This is a genomic window from Sphingomonas sp. P4_G3 (assembly GCF_056401105.1).
On record NZ_JBFUJZ010000001.1, the window covers coordinates 164,670 to 184,100 of the forward strand.

Genomic DNA, 19,431 nt, shown 5'->3' on the forward strand with positions numbered 1-19,431 from the left:
CAAATTGGCAACAAAAGTCGAGCCTTCCAGGAGAATCGTCATGTCCGCCTTTGAAACCTTCACCGCGCTCCACGTCCCTGGCGACCCGCTGATCATCTACAATTGCTGGGATCCGGGTAGCGCGGTGGCGATCGCCAAGGCGGGGGCTAAGGCGATCGCGACCGGCAGCTACGGCGCGGCTGGGTCGCTCGGCTTCGGCGATGGCGAGGAAGTGCCGCTCGATCTCGTCTTCGACAATGCGAAGCGGATCATGAATGTGGTCGACGTCCCCGTCTCGATCGATTTCGAGAGCGGCTATGCCCGGGACGCGGCCGGGATCACCGTCAATCTGGCCGGCCTCGCCGCGACCGGTGCGGTCGGCTGCAATTTCGAGGATTCGGTGATCGGCGGTGAGGGCGTCTATCCGATCGCGACCCAGGCCGACCGCGTCGCGGCGGCGCGCAAGGGCGCGGGTGAGGCGTTCTTCATCAATGCCCGTATCGACCTCTATCTGCGCGCGCCGGCCGACCAGCACGACGCATCGATGCTCGACGAAACCGTCGATCGCGCCGCGGCCTATATGGCGGCAGGTGCGAGCGGCATTTTCGTCCCCGGTCTGCGCGATACGACGGCGATCGCCGAGATCGTCAAGCGTACCGGCGCGCTGATCAACGTCATTCCCGGTCCTGGCGCGCCAACCAAGCCGCTCGCCGATGCCGGCGTCGCGCGCGTCAGTTATGGCGGCAGCCCGTGGTTCGCGGCGATGGCCTGGCTCGAGGAGCAAGCGCGGCCGGCAATCAACTGGAAATAACCGTCATCCCGGCGAAGGCCGGGATCGCAGGAGAGTCGCGGTACGGCCTGAGGCCCCGGCCTCCGCCGGGGCGACGGCTTTCAGTCGAGCGGCAGCTTGTCCGCCTCGGTCACTCCCAGATCGGTCGCGGTGAACAGCGCGTGCAGCGTGATCCCGCGCTCGGCGAGATTGGCATCCGCCCCCTGTTCGCGGTCGAGAATGACGATCGCGTCCTTCATGATGCCGCCCGCCGCTTCGATCTGCTCGGCGGCCTTGAGGATCGATCCGCCGCTGGTCGCGACATCGTCGATCAGCACGACATGCTTGCCCTGGAGCGTCTCGCCGCCGCTATCGTCGAGCCCCTCGACCATCAGCGAGGTGCCATGCGCCTTCGCCGCCTTGCGCACGAACACCGCGCCGATCGGCCGGCCGATGTCCCAGCTCAATGCCGCGATCCCGCCGAGCAGCGGCACCGCGCCCATTTCCAGCCCCGCGACGTAATCGGCGTCCAGATCGCCCAGCACCGACAACAGCCCGCGCGCGCATTGCGCCGCGCCCTCGGGCGTCATCATCGTTGCCTTCATATTGAAATAGATGCGGCTGCGCTTGCCCGAGACGAGCAGGAAATCGCCGCGCTTGAGCGTGCGCGTGGCGAGCAGCGTGCGAAGGGCTTCGCGGTCGTACGGGGCGGCCATGGGGTCCTCACGGGGGCAAAGGGAAAGGGCGCCACCGCGGCCGGCGGCGCCCCTCCTTCGATCAACCCCGGCGATGCGTCAACCGGCGCGATCAGGTCGCCGGGTTGAATCGGTCGAGGAACTTCTTGACCTCCTGCATCAACTGCACACGATCGGCCTCGCGCAGCAGGTTATGCGTATTGAGCGGTTGCTCGAGATAGAAGAAGTCCTTGCCCTCCACTTTGCCCGCCTTTTTCAGTCGTCCGACCAGGTCGCGCGCCTGGGCGGGCGGGACGCGGACGTCCTTTGCCCCCTGGACGATGAGGATCGGGATCGAGTATTTTTCCGGATGGAGACCCGGCGATGCGTCTTCCAGGTCACCGCTGGCCGATCCCATGCCCATCTTGGCGCCGTAGCGGCCGAGATAGGATTTGTCATAGCGCTGCATCGCGATGAGGTCGTGGACGCCGGCGCCGCTGATCGCGCAGCGATATTTGTCGCCATCGCGTTCCGCAGCACGCGATGCCGCATAGCCGCCATAGGACCAGCCGAACATGCAGACGCGCTTGGGATCCGCGATTCCCTGGCCGGCCAGCCAGGGAATGGCGTCGTTGAGATCGTCCTGCATCCGATAGCCCCAGGCCTTTTCGGACGCCTTTTCCCATTCGCTGCCATAGCCGGTCGAGCCGCGATAATTGGGCTGGATCACGACATAGCCGAGCTCGGCGAGCGATTGCGCCCAGCCATAGGGGTCCCAATCGGCGCGATCACGAGCCCAGGGACCGCCATGCGGCAACACGATCAAGGGCAAATTCTTCTGGCCGGCGCGATGGCGCGGCATGGTCAGGATCGCCTCGATCTTCTTCCCGTCCGACGCCGGATAGGTGACAACCGAGACCGGATTGAGCATCGCGTCCTTCAGCGTGTCGTTGCCATAAGCGAAGCGTCCGATGCCGCCCGACACCGTATCGAAAATGTACCAGGTCTCCGCCTGACCCATCTTGGCGACGCGGAACAGGATCGTCTCGCGCTTGGCATCGGCGGTGGCGATCAGCACATTGTCCTTGCCGAAGCTTTCCTCGAGCAGGCTTTGGATTTCCTTCAACCGCGGGTCGAAATAGGTCCAATGCTCGCGGCCGGTCGTATAGGTCACGCCGAGCAAAGCGGAGCGGTCGGGAGTGAGCGCAGCACCCCCGATATCGTATCCCGGCACGCCGAAGACCTTCTTGCCCAGCTTCATCGTGCTGAGGTCGAATTCGTACAGCGAGCGATATCCGTCTTCCTTGCCATAGGCATAGGCTTTGGTGCCGCCCGCCAGGAACAGCGAGGGGATACCGAGTTCGCCATAGCGATCGGGCGTGCCGTCGAAGATTTTCTTCAGCTGCTGGCTCGATACGGTGCGGTAATAGACCTGCACCTTGCCCGAATCCGCGTCGCTCGCGGTACCGATCCGGACGACGCCGTCGGCATCGGCGGTCCAATCCTCGACCGCTGCGTTGTGCGGCATGACGGTGGTCGAATTGCCGGTGTCGAGATCCACGTCGATGACTTCCGGATTGCGCGTCATCTCGGTGTCTGGACCGCGTGTCGAGTTGGCGTCCCACGGAATGCGTTGAAGCAGCATGTGCGGCTTGCCCGAGTTGGACAGCCACAACATTTCGGTCGAGCCGAGCGACTTGTCCCACCCGAGCGGAAGTATCTTTTTCGTCGTGCGGTTGTACGAAGCATAGCGGACATCATCGATCCACTGTCCGTAGAAATTCTCGCGTGTGTCGAACGTAATGACCAGATGATCGGAATCGGCCCAGCGATAATCGACGATCTGGCGATCACCTTCCTTGTCCTTGATCGCCTCGCCGTTGCGCGCGATGACTTCTGTCTTGGCTTCCCCCGGCTTCACCGGGACGATCGCGAGCACCTGTTCGCCGCCGGCCCTGATCCGGGTTGCGATCCATTTGCCATCCGGGCTCATACGCGGCTGGGTGATCATCGGAAATTGCGCCAGGACCTCGAGCGGAACGGTCTTGGTCGCCCAATCGCTACTTGTCGGCGGCACTTGCCCCGATGCCATTGTCCCCGCCAGGACGATCGATGCTGCCGCGCCAAGCACCGCGCGATGAAGTGTCTTCATAAAAGGCTGCCCCCTGCCTCTATCAATGGTTGAATAGTAACGCGCATCCAGACGCGGGCAACCACACTGCCGACGCCAGATATCCCGTCATGCCGGATTGTACTTCGCCAGGAACGTCTCGAGTTCCTCCAGGAATTGCAGGCGGTCGGCCTGACGCGTGAAATGGTGGTCGCCCAAAGGCTGCTCGACATAGCGATAGGTCGCGCCGGCCGCTTTCAGTCTCTCGACCATCTCGCGCGATTGCTTGACCGGTACGACCTGGTCGGCCTTGCCGTGCATGATCAGGATCGGCGTCGAGAAATCGGTGGCGAAGTTGATCGGCGACACCCCCTTCAGGTCGGGAGCCTGCTTGCGCAGATAATCCTTGTTTCGGCCGCCGTTGAGGAACGATCCGTCGTAGCGCAGCATCGCCGTCATGTCGGACACGCCGGCAAAGGACACCGCGCAGCGATAGACGCCCTTGTCGCGCTGCGCCGCGCGGAACGCGGCATAGCCGCCATAGGACGCACCGACGATGCACACGCGCTTGGGATCGGCGATCCCCTGTTTCGCCGCCCAGCCGACCGCGTCGACCAGGTCGTCCTGCATCTTTAGGCCCCATTGGCCCTCGCCGAGCTTGTTGAACTTGGTGCCGAAACCGGTCGAGCCGCGATAATTGGGCTTCAGCACGGCATAGCCGCGGCTTGCCAGGAACTCAGACCACCAGTCCCAGTCCTCCTCGTCTCGAACCGCCGGACCGCCATGCGGCATCAGGATCAGCGGGAGATCCTTCGCCTCGCGCCCCCTGGGCAAGGTCAGTACCGCGGACATTTCGGTACCGTCGCGCGCGGTGTAGCGGACGGTCTTGACCGGCGCATAGGTCCTGGTGCCGAGCGTCGCGTTGATCGTTGCGAAGACCGACATGCGTCCGTCGGCCGGCCGATAGAGATAATAGGCGCCCGGGCTGTCGGCCGCGCCGATATGCACGATCAACACGCTCAGATCGTTGCTCCACGACACGATATCGGGCCACAAATTGGGAACCGCTTTGTCGAGATCCGCCTGGACCTGGGCCAAAGTGAGGTCGAGCCACTTCGTGCGCGTCCGCGTATCGGTATATTGGAATCCCATCAGCTTCGTGCCTGTCGGGTCGAGAAAAGGCCCGTCGACGTCATAGCCGGGCGAATCGAAGATCTTGGCGCCGATCTTCATCGTGTCGAGATCGAAATCGTAGACCGCGTCGAACCCGTCGGCATCGTCGATCGCGATTGCCTTGCCCGATTGCGGCAAGATCAATGCCGGCAAAGTGCTGAGCGTGCTGCCCTTGCCGGTCGTGCGAGCTATCGTTTTCAGCGAGCCGCCGGCCTGCGTGCGGTACAGCGTACGGTACGACCGCCGGTCGTCGTCATAGGCGATGCCCATCCTGACCGTTCCGGCAGTATCGGCATACCAGTCCATCACATTCGTCGTCGAGCCCTGGACGATCTTGCTCTTGCCGGTCGAGATGTCGAAGTCGCGTACCTGCGGCCAGAAATCCTCGTCCATATAGATCGAGTTCTGCATCGCGATCAGGGCATGCGGGCTGCCGTCGCGTGCGATCCACAATATATCGGCGCCATTCTGGCCGGTGGTTGGCGTCGCCAGGACATTGATCTTGCCGCCATCGGCCCGGACGCCGAACGCGCGGCTGACATACCAGCTGTCGCCTTGAACCGGTTGCATCTCTCCGGCGCGGAGCAACAGCCAGTCATTGTTGACCCATTTCCAGCTCGTCAGCTCGAAATCGCCCGGATCGAGGAGCTTGAGCTTGGTGGTGTCGGCGAGCGGAATGATCGCCAGCCGCATCTTGCCCTGGATCGCCATTCGCGCGGCGATGCGGGTACCGTCGGGCGACAGCGCCGGCGCCTCGATGAACGGCAATTGCGCGAAGGCGGCAGCGGGGGGCGGACCGGCATTGGCCGGGACCGGCTTTGCCTCCGGCGCGGCCGGCTTGGCGTCTTGCGCCGACACCGCGGTGATCGCCGGAAACAGCGCGGCCGCCGCCGCTATCGATATGATACGCCCGAACATGGCTTTCCCCCCAATGCCCCGGCGCCAAGTCTAGCAATGAAAAAGGGGCAGACAAGCTGCCCCTGATCCATTTTTATGTCCGAAAAGAACAATCTGCCCCGTCCGGCGCAATGGCCGGACGGGAACAGTACTCGCTTAGCCGGCGCCGTGCGCGGCCAGTGCCGCGAGCAGCAGCAGCGCAACGATGTTGGTGATCTTGATCATCGGGTTGACCGCAGGGCCGGCCGTGTCCTTGTACGGATCGCCCACGGTATCGCCGGTGACCGCGGCCTTATGGGCTTCGGAGCCCTTGCCGCCGTAATTGCCGTCTTCGATATACTTCTTGGCATTGTCCCAGGCACCACCGCCCGAAGTCATCGAGATGGCGACGAACAGACCGGAGACGATCACGCCGAGCAGCATCGCGCCGACCGTGGCGAAACCTTCTTCGCGGTTGGCCACCGCCTGGATGACGAAGAACACCACGACCGGGCTCAGCACCGGCAGCAGCGACGGGATGATCATTTCCTTGATCGCCGCCTTGGTCACGATGTCGACGGTGCGACCGTAATTGGGACGGCTGGTCCCTTCCATGATCCCCTTGTCCGCGGCGAACTGCGCGCGAACGTCCTCGACTACCGATCCCGCCGCCCGGCCGACCGCGGTCATGCCGAACGCGCCGAACAGATAAGGAAGGAGGGCGCCGAGCAGCAGCCCGACGATGACATAGGGATTGCTCAACTCGAAGTTGATCTTCCCGATACCGAGCTGGGTCGCATAGCGATCGAGATCGGTCGTGTAGGCGCCGAACAGGACCAGCGCGGCGAGCGCCGCCGAGCCGATCGCATAGCCCTTGGTAACCGCCTTGGTGGTGTTGCCGACCGCGTCGAGCGCATCGGTACGATGCCGCACGTCGTCGGGCAGCCCCGCCATTTCGGCAATGCCGCCGGCATTGTCGGTGACCGGGCCATAAGCGTCGAGCGCGACCACCATGCCGGCAAGCGCCAGCAGCGAGGTGGCGGCGAACGCCACGCCGATGATCCCCGCCAGCTGGTACGTCGCGATCACCGCGACGACGATGACGAGCGTCGGCAGCGCGGTCGATTCGAGGCTGATCGCCAGCCCCTGGATGACGTTGGTGCCGTGGCCGGTGGTCGACGCCTTGGCGATCGACTTGACCGGGCGATAGTTGGTGCCGGTGTAATATTCGGTGATCCATACCAGCAGGCCGGTCACCGCCAGGCCGATCAGCATGCAATAGAACAGCGACATGCCGTTGAAACTCTTGTCGCCGACAGTGCCGATCGCGGCGTTGAGGTCGCCGAGCACCCATTTGGTCACGCCGAAGATGGCGAAAGCCGACAGGATGACGGTGGTCCAGAACCCCTTGTACAGCGCGCCCATGATCGATTGACCCTTGCCGAGCCGGACAAAATAGGTGCCGATGATCGAGGTGATGATGCACGCGCCGCCGACGATCAGCGGCAGGCTCATCAGCGCGAACAGATTGGGTGCGCCCGACAGGAGCAGCGCGATCGATACCATCGTCAGGCCGATCGTCACGACATAGGTTTCGAACAGATCGGCCGCCATGCCGGCGCAATCGCCGACATTGTCGCCGACATTGTCCGCGATGGTTGCGGGGTTGCGGGGGTCGTCCTCGGGGATGCCCGCCTCGACCTTGCCGACCAGGTCGGCGCCGACGTCGGCGGCCTTGGTGAAGATACCGCCGCCCAAGCGCGCGAAGATCGAGATCAGCGAGGCCCCGAAGGCCAGCGCGGTCAGCGCGGCGACGATCTCATGATCGCCCGGCTCGAGATGCTTGACCCCGGTCAGATACCAGAAGATGCCGGCGATCGAGAGCAGGCCGAGACCCGCCACCAGCATGCCGGTGATCGCGCCCGAGCGGAACGCCATGGTCAAGCCGCCCTGAAGCGAGGTGCGTGCTGCTTCCGCGGTGCGCACATTGGCGCGGACCGAGATGTTCATGCCGATAAAACCGGCGATGCCCGACAGCACCGCACCGATCAGGAACGCCACGGTCGACAAGGCGCCGAGCGTGAAGAACAGGATCACGGCGACGATAACGCCGACGATCGCGATGGTGGTATATTGGCGACCCAGATAGGCTTTGGCGCCTTCCTGGATGGCGGCGGCGATATCCTGCATCTTTTCGTTGCCGGCCGGCGCGCGGAGCACCTGCTGACTGGTGATGAAGCCATAGACTACGGCGATCAGGCCGCAGACGATGGCCGCATAGACAATCGTCATTCCTCTTCCCCTATTAGACACGTCGCGCCGGATGGCGCGCGCGAACTTTCCCGAAGGTGGGCAGGAGGTATAAGGAGGGATCGAGCGAGCGCAAGCGCCCACGGACCCCGGCCGTCAGTGCTGAAAACCGAGGCTGGCCGGGAGCGGGACGGAGGCGCCCTGCCATGTCAGCGTGATCCCGCTGCCGGCGGCGAAACGGCCGACCGAGAATGCGCCGATGGACGGCTCGTCGCCCTCGGGCAGCGCAAACAGCAATTCGTAATCGTCACCCGCGGTCGCCGCGGCGAGGTGAGCGGCGAGATCAGCGCCCGCGAAGGCGAGATAGTCTGCCGATAGCGGAACGGCGGCGAGCTCGACGATGACCGCCAGGCCCGAGGCCGCGGCCATGCGGCTGGCGTCGATCAACAGTCCGTCCGACACATCCATCATCGCATGGACGAGCGGGGCCAGCCGGAATCCCTCGGCGAGACGCGGGGTCGGGCGGCGATAGCGAGCGAGCAGCGCTTGCGGACCCGCTGCCCCCTGCGCGATCCGCAAGCCCGCGCCGGCGTCGCCGATCGTCCCCGTCACCCAAAGCTCGTCGCCCGCTTGCGCGCCCGAGCGGAGCGGCGCGGGCGCATCGCGGCCGATCGCCGTCAGCGTCAGCACGCGCGGCGCGTTCTCGGGAAGCGATACGGTGTCGCCGCCGATCAGCGCACAGCCGAACGTGTCGAGCGCGGCGCGCAGGCCGTCGAGGAACGCGTGATCCCACGTGTCGCTCGACAGCGGATAATTGAGCAATACGCCCTCGATCCGCGCGCCTTTGGCGGCGAGGTCGGACAGATTGACCGCGAGCAGCTTCCAGGCGACGTCGCCGGGTGGATCGTCGGGCAGGAAATGGACGCCCTCGACGATCGTGTCGGTGGTGACGGTCAATCCGCCGATCGTCGCATTATCGTCGCGCAGGTCGTGCGCGCCCGGGTGGAGCCGCAGCGTGCGCAACGCGGCGATGAAATCGTCCTCGGTCACGCCCGCCGCTTCATGGCTCGCGCTTCGCCCCGTCCAGGTCGCGGGCGCGCCGCTCGGCTTCCGCCTTGGCAGCTTGTTTCTCTGCCTTGGTCCGGCCGTGTGCGACCCGGTTGGCGGCGGCAGTCGCCTGGGCCTCGCCGCGCGCTTTCGCCTTGCGGGCGCGGTTGAGGTTGACGATCTCCGCCATCGGCGCCGCCGGTCAGGCCCGCGCGCTCTTGGCGACGCCGTCGAGGATGCCGTTGACGAAGCCCTTTTCGCGACGTTCGTAAAAGGCATCGGTGACGTCGAGATATTCGTTGATCACGGTGCCGACCGCGACGTCCTTACGCGCGAGCAATTCGTAGGTCCCGGCGCGCAGGATTGCCTTCATCAATTTGTCGAGCCGCTCGATCTTCCAGTCGGCGGTCACATTTGCCGAGATCAGCGCATCGATCTCGTCGATCCGCGCCAGCGCGCCGGTCACCAGATCGTCGAAGAAATCGACATCGGCATCGGCATATTCGGCGTCCTCGATCGTCGCGCCGAGGCGATGCTGATGGAATTCGTGGAGCAGCGAGACGACGGCCGTTCCGTCCATATCGTGCTGATAGAGCGCCTGGGTCGCGGCGAGCCGCGCGGCGGCGCGGGCTTTGGATCGTGTGGCTGTACGTTGGGACATGACGGTGCCTTAGGCGCGCGCGCCGCCAAAAAAAAGCGGTGCCATGATGAATCGTTCCTCCGGGCGACGTTATCTAAGTTCGTCATGCCGGGCTTGTCCCGGCATCCACCGTGCAACAACTCCTCATCTCGGTTGCGGAGGAGTGGACCCCGGCACAAGGCCGGGGTGACGAAGGAATTGTGGGGAGGTTAGGGGCGCACGACGCCGCGCCTCAACCAACAGCCATCAGCCCAGCCGCAGCGCGACCGAGCGGGCATGCGCGGGCAAGCCCTCGGCTTCCGCCAGGGTAACCGCGGCGGGGCCGATCGCGGCCAGCGAGGCCGGATCGAGCGAGAGGAAACTGGTGCGCTTCATGAAGTCGAGCACCGACAATCCGCTCGAAAAGCGGGCGCGGCGGCCGGTCGGCAATACGTGGTTGGGACCGGCGACATAATCGCCCACCGCTTCGGGCGTGTAGCGGCCGATGAACACCGACCCGGCATGTTTGACCATGTCGAACAGCGCATCTGCTTCGTCGCAGGCGAGCTCGAGATGCTCAGGCGCCAGCCGATTGACCAATGGCATCGCCTCGACCAGGTCGGCGGTGACGATGATCGCACCGTTCGCGTCCCAACTCGCGCGTGCGACCTTGGCGGTCGAGAGTTCGCCGATCTGGAGGTCGACCGCCTCGGCCACCGCACGGGCCAAGGCCGCGTTGTCGGTGAACAGGATCGACTGGCTCGACGGATCGTGCTCGGCCTGGCTCAACAGATCGGCGGCGATCCAGTGCGGATCGTTCTTGCCGTCGGCGACGACGACGATCTCGCTGGGCCCGGCGACCATGTCGATCCCGACCACGCCGTAGAGCTGACGCTTGGCCTCCGCGACCCAGGCATTGCCGGGACCGCACACCACGTCGACCGGTGCGATGTGGCCGGTGCCGTATGCCAGCGCGGCGACGGCCTGTGCGCCGCCGATCCGCCAGACTTCATCGACGCCGGCGATATGCGCGGCGGCGAGYACCAAAGGATTGACCTCGCCATTGGGGGTGGGCGTGACCATCACCAGCCGCTCGACCCCCGCGACCTTGGCGGGAATCGCGTTCATCAGCACCGAGCTGGGATAGGCCGCGCGTCCGCCGGGAACATAGATCCCCGCCGCGTCGACCCCACGCCACCGCGCGCCGAGCCGCGCGCCGACCGCGTCGATCTCGTCGCGGTCCTCCGGCTTCTGCTTGATGTGATAGGCCGCGATCCGCTCGGCGGCGAGTTCGAGCGCGTCGCGCAGATCGGGTGCCAGCGCTTCGTGCGCGGCGAGCCATTCGGCCCGCTCGATCCGCCAGCCGGTCTCGTTGAGGTCGTGATGGTCGAACTTGCGGGTGAAGGCATGGACGGCGGCATCGCCTTCGTCGCGCACGCTGGCGACGATCGTGCGGACATCGCGCGCAACATCGCTATCCGCCTCGCGCCGCGCGTCGACCAGCGCCTGGAACTGGCGCTCGAAGCCGGGCTCGGACGTGGAGAGTTTGATCATTTTAAGCCCCTCCCCTTCAGGGGAGGGGTTTGGGGTGGGGGAGTCAAAAGGGATGCGCTCTGCGAGGCTTCGCCCCACCCCAACCCCTCCCCTGAAGGGGAGGGGCTAAGAACACGATCATGCCACATCGCGCTTCTCCACCGCGCGCCTAAACGCATCGACCAACGGCACCAGTTCCGGCCGCGTCTTGAACGCCGCACGGTTGACGATCAGCCGGCTGGTGACCTGGGCGATCACCTCGACCTCGACCAGGCCATTCTCCTTGAGCGTCCGGCCCGACGAGACGAGATCGACGATGCGCGGCGCGAGGCCCAAGGTCGGCGCCAGTTCCATCGCGCCGTTGAGCTTGACGCATTCGGCCTGCACGCCGCGCGCCTCGAAATGGCGCTGCGTCACGTGCGGATATTTGGTCGCGACACGAACGTGGCTCCAGCCGCGCGGATCATCGGCCGCCGCCATTTCGGCCGGTTCGGCGACCGACAGGCGGCAATGGCCGATGCCGAGATCGACCGGCGCGTAGAGTTCGGGATAGTCGAACTCCGCGAGCACGTCCGACCCGACGATGCCGATCTGCGCGGCGCCGTGCGCGACGAAGGTGGCGACGTCGAACGCGCGGACGCGGATCAGGTCGATGCCGGGATGGTTGGTCGAAAAGCGCAGCGCGCGGCTATCCTCGTCGGAGAATGCCGCCTCGGGCTCGACGCCGGCGCGCACGAGCAGCGGCACGGCTTCCGACAGGATACGGCCCTTGGGGACGGCAATGACTAGGGGTTGCGCCATGGCGGGGCTTTACTTGTGCACCTGCGAAGGCGCAATGCATCCTGGTGGCTCCGCTTTCAGCGGTTTTGCCGCGCCGGCGCGCTTCCCCGCCCGACCCTCCGAAGGACAGCAATCTATGGAAGGTCGCGCGGGTTAGCGCGCCGGAACTGCGCGAATGAGGAGGCGACATGGCCGACGAGGCGGGCAATCGCGAGGCATTCCGGATCCAGGAATTCTATTGCCGGAACATGGACGCGCCGATCTATGCGCGGCTGTGCGCCGCCATCGCCGATGGATTGGCGCGCGACAGCCGTACCGGCGCCCGCATCCTCGACTGGCCCGGCGAGCCGACTCGCGACGCCTTGCCGCTCAGGTTCATCGGCGGACTGCATGCGCTGGTGCAGGCGAGTGCCGATTCGGGTCTGGCGGCAGTATTCTGCGGCGAGACGACCGATCAGGACGCGATCGCGGCGGCGGTGAATGCCGCGCTCGGCGTGCATGACGATTTCCTGCTGCCCTGGCTCGATGGGCCGCCGCAGACCAACGAACCGGGCCGATCGGGCGCGCTGATCGTCGGGTTGCTCGAGATCGCGCGGCGTTACGGACCCAAAATCGAACTGCTCGAAATCGGATCGAGCGCCGGGCTTAACCTGCTGATCGACCGCTATGCCTTCGATCTTGGCGGCGTGAAGGTCGGCCCCGCCGACGCGCCCGTCACGATCACGCCCGACTGGCGCGGTGAACCGCCGGTGCCGGCGCCGATCGAGATCGTCTCGGTGCGCGGTTGCGACGTCCGTCCGCTCGACGCCACCGATCCCGCGGTCGAGGCGCGGCTGGCCGCTTATGTCTGGGCCGAAACGCCGGCGCGTGCCGAGCGGCTGCGCCAGGCGATCGCGATGCAGCGCGCCAAGCCGGTCGATCTGGTCCAGGCCGATGCCGCCGACTGGATCGAAGCGCGACTTGCCGAACCGCAACCAGCCGGCGTGACGCGCGTGCTGATGCATTCGGTGGTGTGGCAATATTTGCCCGAGGAGAGCGCCAATCGTATTCGCACAGCGATGAATGCGGCGGGAGCGCGCGCCACGACCGAGCGTCCGCTCGCCTGGGTGATGATGGAACCCGACCGCGCCTTCGCCCATCAAGTGATCCGCGTGAAGAGCTGGCCCGGTCATGACCAATGGCAAGTGATCGCGACCGCGCATGCGCATGGCGCGTGGGTCAAGAATGGCGTCGAGGATAAGGACAAGCGCCGCTACGATCTGCCAGAGTCGGCCAAGGTGGAAGCCGGGTAAAGTCTCGAACGGCCGGTACCTCCTGCGGATGGTTGATTTGAACGATCGGGTCGCCGATCTTGGCAGCATGGCCACGCTCCATCGCTACCGCGTTTTCGAGACCGCACACGGCGTCGCCGCAATCGCGTGGAGCGGCGACGCGATCACCGCCTTTCGTCTGCCGGGAGAAACGGCGCGCGAGGCGGAGTGGTCGCTGCTTCGCCGCTTGCCTGACGCTGTCGCGGGCGACCCGCCCCCAGCCATCGCCGCGGTGATCGCCGACGCGGTCCGCTATTTCGCCGGCGAGCCGGTCGATTTCGATGCGGTCGCGATCGATCTCGGCGAGCAGGAGCCGTTCTTCGCGCGGGTCTATGACCGTGTCCGAGCGATCGGCCGCGGCGAAACCATGACCTATGGCGCGGTCGCGCGCGAACTCGGCGCGGGGCCGGAAGCGGCGCGCGCAGTGGGTCAGGCGATGGCGAGGAATCCGATCCCGTTGATCGTGCCCTGCCACCGCGTGCTTGCCGCGGGCAGCCGGGTCCACGGTTTCTCGGCGCCTGGCGGGGCGCTCGCCAAGGTCCGCATGCTCGAGATCGAAGGCGTGGCGACCGAGCCGCCGCCTGCCGCGCAGACCGCGTTCGAATTCTGAAATCAGGCATCGCTTGCGCTTTACCGCGCTGCGGCATAGACGCCGCGCCGTGACGGGTTCCCCGCAAGGGGAAGCAAAAGGGAAGTCCGGTCGAGATGCCGGCGCTGCCCCCGCAACTGTGACCGGAGAGCGGTTGCCCCAATAATGCCACTGGCTGCGAGGTCGGGAAGGCGGGGCGGACGCGATGACCCGGAAGCCAGGAGACCTGCCCGCCACGGTCGATCCTTTGCGCGGACGGGGTGTGCCGGGCGAACGAGGGACATCCCTCGTGTGAGCGACATGAACCGGGCCGTAAGGTCCGGGTGTCGCGTTCAGGCGCCCGGAGTCCGCGGCCCCACCAAAGGGGCATGTCCAATGTTGAAGTTTTCCATCCTCGCGACCTCGGCGTTCGCCGCGATCGCCATCGCGACGCCAGCCTATGCGCAGGAGACGGCGGCGACCGACGATAACAATATCGTCCTCGCCGATCAGACCCGAACCGACATTATCGTGACCGCGACCGGTGTGCCGCAGGCGCCGGAGACGATCGGCCAGGCAGTGACCGTGATCGACCGCCAGACGATCGAGCAGCGCCAGACCGTCGCTTTGTCCGACCTGCTGGCGACCACGCCGGGCGTGACCGTGTCGCGCAACGGCGGGCTCGGCGCCCTGACCGCCGTCCGCATTCGCGGGGCGGAGGACTCGCAGACGCTGACCCTGATTGACGGCGTTCGCGTCAATGACCCCTCGTCGCCCGGCGGCGCGTTCGACTTCGCCAATTTGCTCGCCGGATCGATCGATCGCGTCGAGGTGCTACGTGGTCCGAACTCGGTGCCGTGGGGCAGCCAGGCGATCGGCGGCGTCGTCAACGTCACCACGATGCAGCCCGGCTATGGCCTCCAGGCGCGCGGCAATGTCGAATATGGCAGCTTCGATACGGTCTTCGCCAATGGCGGCGTGTCGGGAAAGAGTGGGATCATCTCGGCCTCGCTCAACGCGGGCTATCTCAAGACCAACGGCTTCTCGGCGGTGTCGTCGGGAAGTGAGCCCGACGGCTATCGCCAGTTCGGCGCGACCGGGCGGATCGAGATCGCCTTGGCCGATAACATCAGGCTCGACCTGCGCGGTTATTACGCGCACAGCAAGGTCGATATCGATGGCTTTGACGGCGTGACCTTCCTGCCCGCCGATGACGGCGAATATGCCAAGACGCAGGAATTGTACGGCTATGCCGGGCTCAATGCCGATTTCCTCGGCGGCCGCTTCAAGAACCGCATCGCCTTCACCATCGCCGATATCAACCGCGACAATTACGACCCGGCCTTCGGTCCCGCGGTCAGCTTCTTCGGCCGCGGCCGTAGCGAGCGTTATCAATATCAGGGCGATTTCCAGGTAGTCGACGGCGTACGGCTGGTCGCTGGCGCGGAGCGCGAGAATACGCGCTATTTCGATGGTGATCTCGCCGCGACACGCGGCGTCACCAGCTTCTATGGTGAAGCCATCCTGTCGCCGATCGATCGCCTGACCATTACTGGCGGCGTGCGCTACGACGACGATTCGGCGTTCGGCGGGCACACGACCTGGGGCGCCAATGCGGTCTATACCTTGCCGACCGAGACGACGTTCCGCGCCAGCTATGCCGAAGGGTTCAAGGCGCCGACCCTCTACCAACTCTACGGACGGTTCGGAACGTCGGTGTTCGGCAACCAGGATCTCAAGCCCGAAACCGCGCAAAGCTATGACATCGGAGTCGAGCAGCGGCTGGTCGGCGGGCGGATCGTCGCCGGCATCACCTGGTTCCACCGCGACACGACCGATCAAATCGATTTCGGTCCGGCCTTCTCCTACGTCAATATCGACCGCGCCCGGACCAAGGGCGTGGAGTTCGCGCTGTCGGTGCGGCCGAGCGATCGCCTGACGCTCAGCGGGTCCTACAGCTTCATCGATTCGATCAACCTCTCGCCCGGGTTCAATTTCGGCAACGAGCTGGCGCGCCGTCCGCGCCAATCGGTCAGCGCGTCGATCGACTGGAAGACTCCGGTCGGTCTCGGGATCGGCGCGACCGTGCTGAGCGTCGGCGACAGCTTCGATGACGCCGGCAATTTCAGCCGACTCGATGGCTATACTGTGGTCGGGCTGCGCGCGGACTTCCCAATCGGCGATAAATTCTCGATCTATGGTCGCGTCGATAATCTGTTCGATGAGAAATATGCCGTGGTGAAATATTACAGCACACCGGGCCGCGCGGCCTATGGCGGCATTCGCTTGAAGTTCAATTGAAGCCTTTGATCGCCTTGATCGCCCTCGGGCTGGCGGGGTGCGCGAGTGCGCAGCCCGCCACGACCGGGGGGATCGTCTCGACCAATCCGTGTTCGGACCAATTGCTGCTGGCGCTGGCGCCGGGCAAGGTCACGGCGATCAGCCATTATTCGCAGGAGCCGGGCGCGACCTCGATCCCGCTCGGCCTCGCGCGGCGCTATCGCGCGACCGCGGGGACCGCCGAGGAAGTGATCGCGCTCAAACCTGACCTGGTGGTCGCGTCGAGCTTTACCTCCAAGACTACACTCGCCGCGTATCGTCGCGCCGGGCTCAAGGTGCTGACGCTCGATTCGCCGACCAATGTCGCCTCCAGCCGCGACCAGATCCGCAGCGTCGCCGCCGCGGTGGGGGAACCCGCGGCGGGCGAGCGGCTGATCGCGCGCATCGATCGCGCCGTGGCCAACGCCGCTCCGCGTGACGGCCGCCGGCCCGCGACCTTGCTCTATATTTCCGACAGTTTCGCCAATGCCGGGCCCAGCCTGTTGACCGAGATGGTCGAACTCGCCGGGCTGGGCGATGTCAGCAAGGATTTCGGGCTCGCTTTCTCGGGCAACGTGCCGATCGAAAGTGTGGTCGCGCATCCGCCGCGCATCGTGATCGACCCCGACCCCAATGGCCGCACCGCGTCGCTGCGCCGCCGCGTGCTCGGCATGGCGGGGTATCAGGTGATCGAGGAGCGTTTCCCGCGCCAATTGGTCAATTGCGGCGGGCCGACCATCATCCCCGCGCTGCAGGCGCTCGCCGCGATTCGATCGCGGGCGTTGTCATGAGCCGCGCGATCCGCCTCGGCCTGCTCGTGTTGCTGACCGCGGCTTTGTTCGCGCTGTCGCTGATGGCGGGCAAGCAATGGATCCCGTTCGACGCCTGGTTTGGGCACGATCCGCGCTGGGCGATCATTGCCGAGTTGCGCATCCCGCGTGCGGTGCTCGGTGTCCTGCTCGGCGCCGCGCTCGGCCTGTCGGGCGCGGTGCTGCAGGGCTATCTTCGCAACCCGCTCGCCGATCCGACGGTGATCGGCGTGTCGTCCTGCGCGGCGCTCGGCGCGGTCGCGTCGATCGTCCTCGGATTCGGTGCCGGCTGGCTTGGCCAGTTCGGCTGGGCGATGGCGGGGGCGGGGGGTGCGATGGCGCTGCTCGCGATGCTGACCGCGCGTGCGGAGACGCCAGTGGTGTTCGTGCTGGCCGGCACCGTGCTCGCCAGTTTGGCGGGCGCGCTGACCGCGTTCCTGATCTCGATCGCGCCCAATCCCTATGCCATCGCCGAGGCGATCGACTGGCTGATGGGCGCGCTGACCGACCGTGGGCCCGACGACGTGTTGATGGCGGCGCCGTTCATCGGCGCGGGCATGCTGTTGATGCTGTTCACGGGGCCAGCGCTCGACGCGCTGGCGCTGGGCGAGGATGCCGCGCGCTCGCTCGGCGCCAATCTCGGCCGGTTGCGCTGGCAAGTGGTGATCGGCACCGGGCTGGCGGTCGGCGCGGGCGTCGCGGTGACCGGCGTGGTCGGGTTCGTCGGCTTGGTCGTCCCGCATCTGTTGCGGCCAGTGTTCGGCGCCAAACCCTCGGCGTTGCTGGTGCCGAGCGCGCTGGGTGGCGCCGCGCTGACGCTGGCGGCCGACAGCCTGTGCCGGCTCGCGCCGGGTGCGGGTGAGGTGCGGCTGGGCGTTGCCATGGCGCTGATCGGCGCGCCGTTCTTTCTGGCGTTGCTGTTCCGCGAAGGAGCCAAGCAATGGCGCTGACTCTCGACCGGGTGACACTCGATCTGCGCGGGCGCCGAGTGCTGACCGATGCGAGCGCCATGTTTGCCGCCGGCCGCATCACCGTGATCCTGGGCCCCAACGGCGCGGGCAAGACCAGCCTGTTGCGCGCCGCCGCCGGGTTGATCGCCCCGAGCGCAGGCAAGATCGCGATCGACGGCCGCGCGATCGGTGCGATGCGCCGCGATGACCGCGCGCGGACGATCGGCTACCTGCCGCAATCGGGCGATGTCGCCTGGAACATGCCGGCGCGCGACGTCGTGGCGCTCGGCCGCCTGCCGCACCGCGCGGGCGTGGCGGAAGACATCGCAGCGGTGCTGTCGGCGATGGCGGCGACTGACACCGAGCAATTCGCCGAGCGCCGCGTCGGCGAGCTATCGGGCGGCGAGCGCGCGCGGGTGCTGCTGGCGCGCGTATTGGCGGGCGAGCCGCAATGGTTGCTCGCCGACGAGCCGCTGGCCAGTCTCGACCCCGCGCATCAGCTCGATCTGCTCGATCGCTTGCGCGGCCAAGCGGCGCGCGGGGTCGGCGTGGTCGTGGTGCTCCACGATCTGGTCCAGGCCGCGCGTGTCGCGGACGAGATCCTGATGCTGCGCGACGGCCGCGTCTTCGCCTTCGGCCCGCCCGACGAGGTGCTGACGCAGCAGCATCTGCGCGACGCATTCGGCGTCGATGTGCTGCTCTTCGCCGATGCGCAGGGGCGGATGCTTCCCGTCCCGGCGGGTCGCTCAGGGTCAGCCTAGCCCCCGGCCGATCGCCTGGAGCCAGGTGGACACCGCCTGGATGCGCGAGGTCGCGTGAGTGTCCTGGTGGGTCACCAGCCAGAAGGTGCGATGGACGGCGACGCTCTCGCCCAGCACAGGTTCGAGCCGAGGATCGTGCTGCGCCATGAAGTCGGGAAGCACCCCGATCCCCCCGCCGGCGGACACCAGCGCGCGCTGGACGTTGATGCTGGTGCTCCGCACCTGCGGGGACAGGCCGGGCTCGATCTCCGACAGATAGTCGAGCTCAGGCGCATAGATATGCTCGGGCACATAGCCGACGAGGATGTGCTTGCCGAGGTCGGCATTGGACGTCGGCCGGCCGTGGCGGTCGAGATAATCGGGCGTGGCATAAAGGCGCAGGCGATAGCGGGCGAACTCGCTAGCGCGGAGCTGTGCGCTGCGTGGGCGGGCGAGCATCACCGCGATATCGGCTTCGCGTTTGGAGGGATTGAGGAAACCCGAGGCGGTGATGAGGTCGAGCCGGATGCGCGGATGGCTCACCTGGAACGGTGCGATCGCGGGCGCGATCACCCAGGTCGCAAGGCCCTCCGCCACGCTCACCCGGACATGACCGGCAGGCGCCAGGTCGCTCGCGGGCGCGATTGCGGCGATCACCGCGGCTTCGACCGTCTCGGCATGCGCGAGCAGCGCTTCGCCTTCCTCGGTCAGCCGGCGCTCACCCCCAACCGACTCGAAGAGCGGCCGATCGACCCGCGCCGACAACCGGGCGAGCCGCCGCCCGACGGTGGTGGCATCGACGCCGAGCGATCGTGCCGCCGGCGCGATCCGCTTCGAGCGCGCGACGGCGAGGAAGATACGCAGGTCATCCCAATTCTGCATCGCGCCACCTGCATTTTTGCATGTTCATTTGGCAATTAAGTAG

At 66.2% G+C, this 19,431-nt stretch carries 17 protein-coding genes and 1 riboswitch; of the genes, 7 read left to right on the forward strand and 10 right to left on the reverse strand.

The genetic code is table 11. The features are described from left to right. Positions 1–40 precede the first annotated feature (40 nt). Entirely contained in the window at positions 41–790 is a 750-nt protein-coding gene (locus AC1DQQ_RS00780) for an isocitrate lyase/PEP mutase family protein (RefSeq protein ID WP_478027652.1), read from the forward strand. Positions 791–870: 80 nt separating this feature from the next. Here the strand turns inward: AC1DQQ_RS00780 and pyrE are convergent, their stop codons facing one another. The 9 genes from pyrE to hisG all read right to left on the reverse strand — a co-directional run bounded on the left by pyrE (position 871) and on the right by hisG (position 11,831). Further along, entirely contained in the window at positions 871–1,464 is a 594-nt protein-coding gene (gene pyrE, locus AC1DQQ_RS00785; RefSeq protein ID WP_478043993.1) for an orotate phosphoribosyltransferase, read from the reverse strand. 91 nt (positions 1,465–1,555) lie between these two features. Continuing rightward, the gene (locus AC1DQQ_RS00790; protein ID WP_478043994.1) at positions 1,556–3,574 is read right to left on the reverse strand and encodes an alpha/beta hydrolase family protein; all 2,019 of its coding nucleotides are present in this window, start codon (positions 3,572–3,574) and stop codon (positions 1,556–1,558) included. An 87-nt stretch (positions 3,575–3,661) separates the two neighbouring features. Then, on the reverse strand, positions 3,662–5,623 hold the full coding sequence (locus tag AC1DQQ_RS00795; RefSeq protein WP_478043995.1) for an alpha/beta hydrolase family protein: 1,962 nt from the start codon (positions 5,621–5,623) through the stop codon (positions 3,662–3,664). A 135-nt stretch (positions 5,624–5,758) separates the two neighbouring features. Then, entirely contained in the window at positions 5,759–7,873 is a 2,115-nt protein-coding gene (locus tag AC1DQQ_RS00800) for a sodium-translocating pyrophosphatase (RefSeq protein WP_478043996.1), read from the reverse strand. A 114-nt stretch (positions 7,874–7,987) separates the two neighbouring features. Continuing rightward, the gene (gene thiL, locus AC1DQQ_RS00805; RefSeq protein WP_478043997.1) at positions 7,988–8,881 is read right to left on the reverse strand and encodes a thiamine-phosphate kinase; all 894 of its coding nucleotides are present in this window, start codon (positions 8,879–8,881) and stop codon (positions 7,988–7,990) included. Positions 8,882–8,891: 10 nt separating this feature from the next. Further along, positions 8,892–9,068 (reverse strand): DUF4169 family protein, encoded by a 177-nt coding sequence (locus AC1DQQ_RS00810; protein WP_478043998.1) that lies wholly within the window; start codon positions 9,066–9,068, stop codon positions 8,892–8,894. Positions 9,069–9,080: 12 nt separating this feature from the next. Continuing rightward, positions 9,081–9,539, reverse strand: a complete 459-nt coding sequence (gene nusB, locus AC1DQQ_RS00815) for a transcription antitermination factor NusB (protein ID WP_478027659.1) — start codon at positions 9,537–9,539, stop codon at positions 9,081–9,083. Between the two features lie 225 nt (positions 9,540–9,764). Continuing rightward, on the reverse strand, positions 9,765–11,051 hold the full coding sequence (gene hisD, locus AC1DQQ_RS00820) for a histidinol dehydrogenase (protein ID WP_478027660.1): 1,287 nt from the start codon (positions 11,049–11,051) through the stop codon (positions 9,765–9,767). Positions 11,052–11,168: 117 nt separating this feature from the next. After that, positions 11,169–11,831 (reverse strand): ATP phosphoribosyltransferase, encoded by a 663-nt coding sequence (gene hisG, locus AC1DQQ_RS00825; protein WP_478043999.1) that lies wholly within the window; start codon positions 11,829–11,831, stop codon positions 11,169–11,171. A gap of 167 nt (positions 11,832–11,998) precedes the next feature. Between hisG and AC1DQQ_RS00830 the strand changes: the two genes are divergently transcribed. The 6 genes from AC1DQQ_RS00830 (at position 11,999) to AC1DQQ_RS00855 (ending at position 18,527) form a co-directional block, all read left to right on the forward strand. Continuing rightward, positions 11,999–13,102 carry a DUF2332 domain-containing protein gene (locus AC1DQQ_RS00830; RefSeq protein ID WP_478044000.1) on the forward strand — a complete coding sequence of 368 codons (1,104 nt, stop codon included), beginning with the start codon at positions 11,999–12,001 and terminating at the stop codon, positions 13,100–13,102. Positions 13,103–13,139: 37 nt separating this feature from the next. Beyond that, positions 13,140–13,730 carry a methylated-DNA--[protein]-cysteine S-methyltransferase gene (locus AC1DQQ_RS00835; protein ID WP_478039884.1) on the forward strand — a complete coding sequence of 197 codons (591 nt, stop codon included), beginning with the start codon at positions 13,140–13,142 and terminating at the stop codon, positions 13,728–13,730. A 37-nt stretch (positions 13,731–13,767) separates the two neighbouring features. Beyond that, positions 13,768–13,957, forward strand: a riboswitch (cobalamin riboswitch). A gap of 127 nt (positions 13,958–14,084) precedes the next feature. Further along, positions 14,085–15,989 (forward strand): TonB-dependent receptor plug domain-containing protein, encoded by a 1,905-nt coding sequence (locus AC1DQQ_RS00840; protein ID WP_478044001.1) that lies wholly within the window; start codon positions 14,085–14,087, stop codon positions 15,987–15,989. Further along, positions 15,986–16,798 (forward strand): ABC transporter substrate-binding protein, encoded by an 813-nt coding sequence (locus AC1DQQ_RS00845; RefSeq protein ID WP_478044002.1) that lies wholly within the window; start codon positions 15,986–15,988, stop codon positions 16,796–16,798. Before AC1DQQ_RS00840 ends, AC1DQQ_RS00845 begins: the two co-directional genes overlap by 4 nt. Beyond that, positions 16,795–17,766: a FecCD family ABC transporter permease gene (locus AC1DQQ_RS00850; protein ID WP_478027666.1), complete on the forward strand. Its 972-nt coding sequence runs from the start codon at positions 16,795–16,797 to the stop codon at positions 17,764–17,766. Before AC1DQQ_RS00845 ends, AC1DQQ_RS00850 begins: the two co-directional genes overlap by 4 nt. Continuing rightward, a complete protein-coding gene (locus AC1DQQ_RS00855; protein ID WP_478044003.1) occupies positions 17,757–18,527 on the forward strand; it encodes an ABC transporter ATP-binding protein in 771 nt (256 codons plus the stop codon). The genes AC1DQQ_RS00850 and AC1DQQ_RS00855 overlap by 10 nt, the downstream gene beginning before the upstream one ends. On the opposite strand, the gene AC1DQQ_RS00860 is transcribed toward AC1DQQ_RS00855, so the two are convergent. Beyond that, positions 18,519–19,388, reverse strand: coding sequence for a LysR family transcriptional regulator (locus AC1DQQ_RS00860; RefSeq protein WP_478027668.1), 870 nt, complete (start codon positions 19,386–19,388; stop codon positions 18,519–18,521). The genes AC1DQQ_RS00855 and AC1DQQ_RS00860 overlap by 9 nt on opposite strands. Between the last annotated feature and the right edge of the window lie 43 nt (positions 19,389–19,431).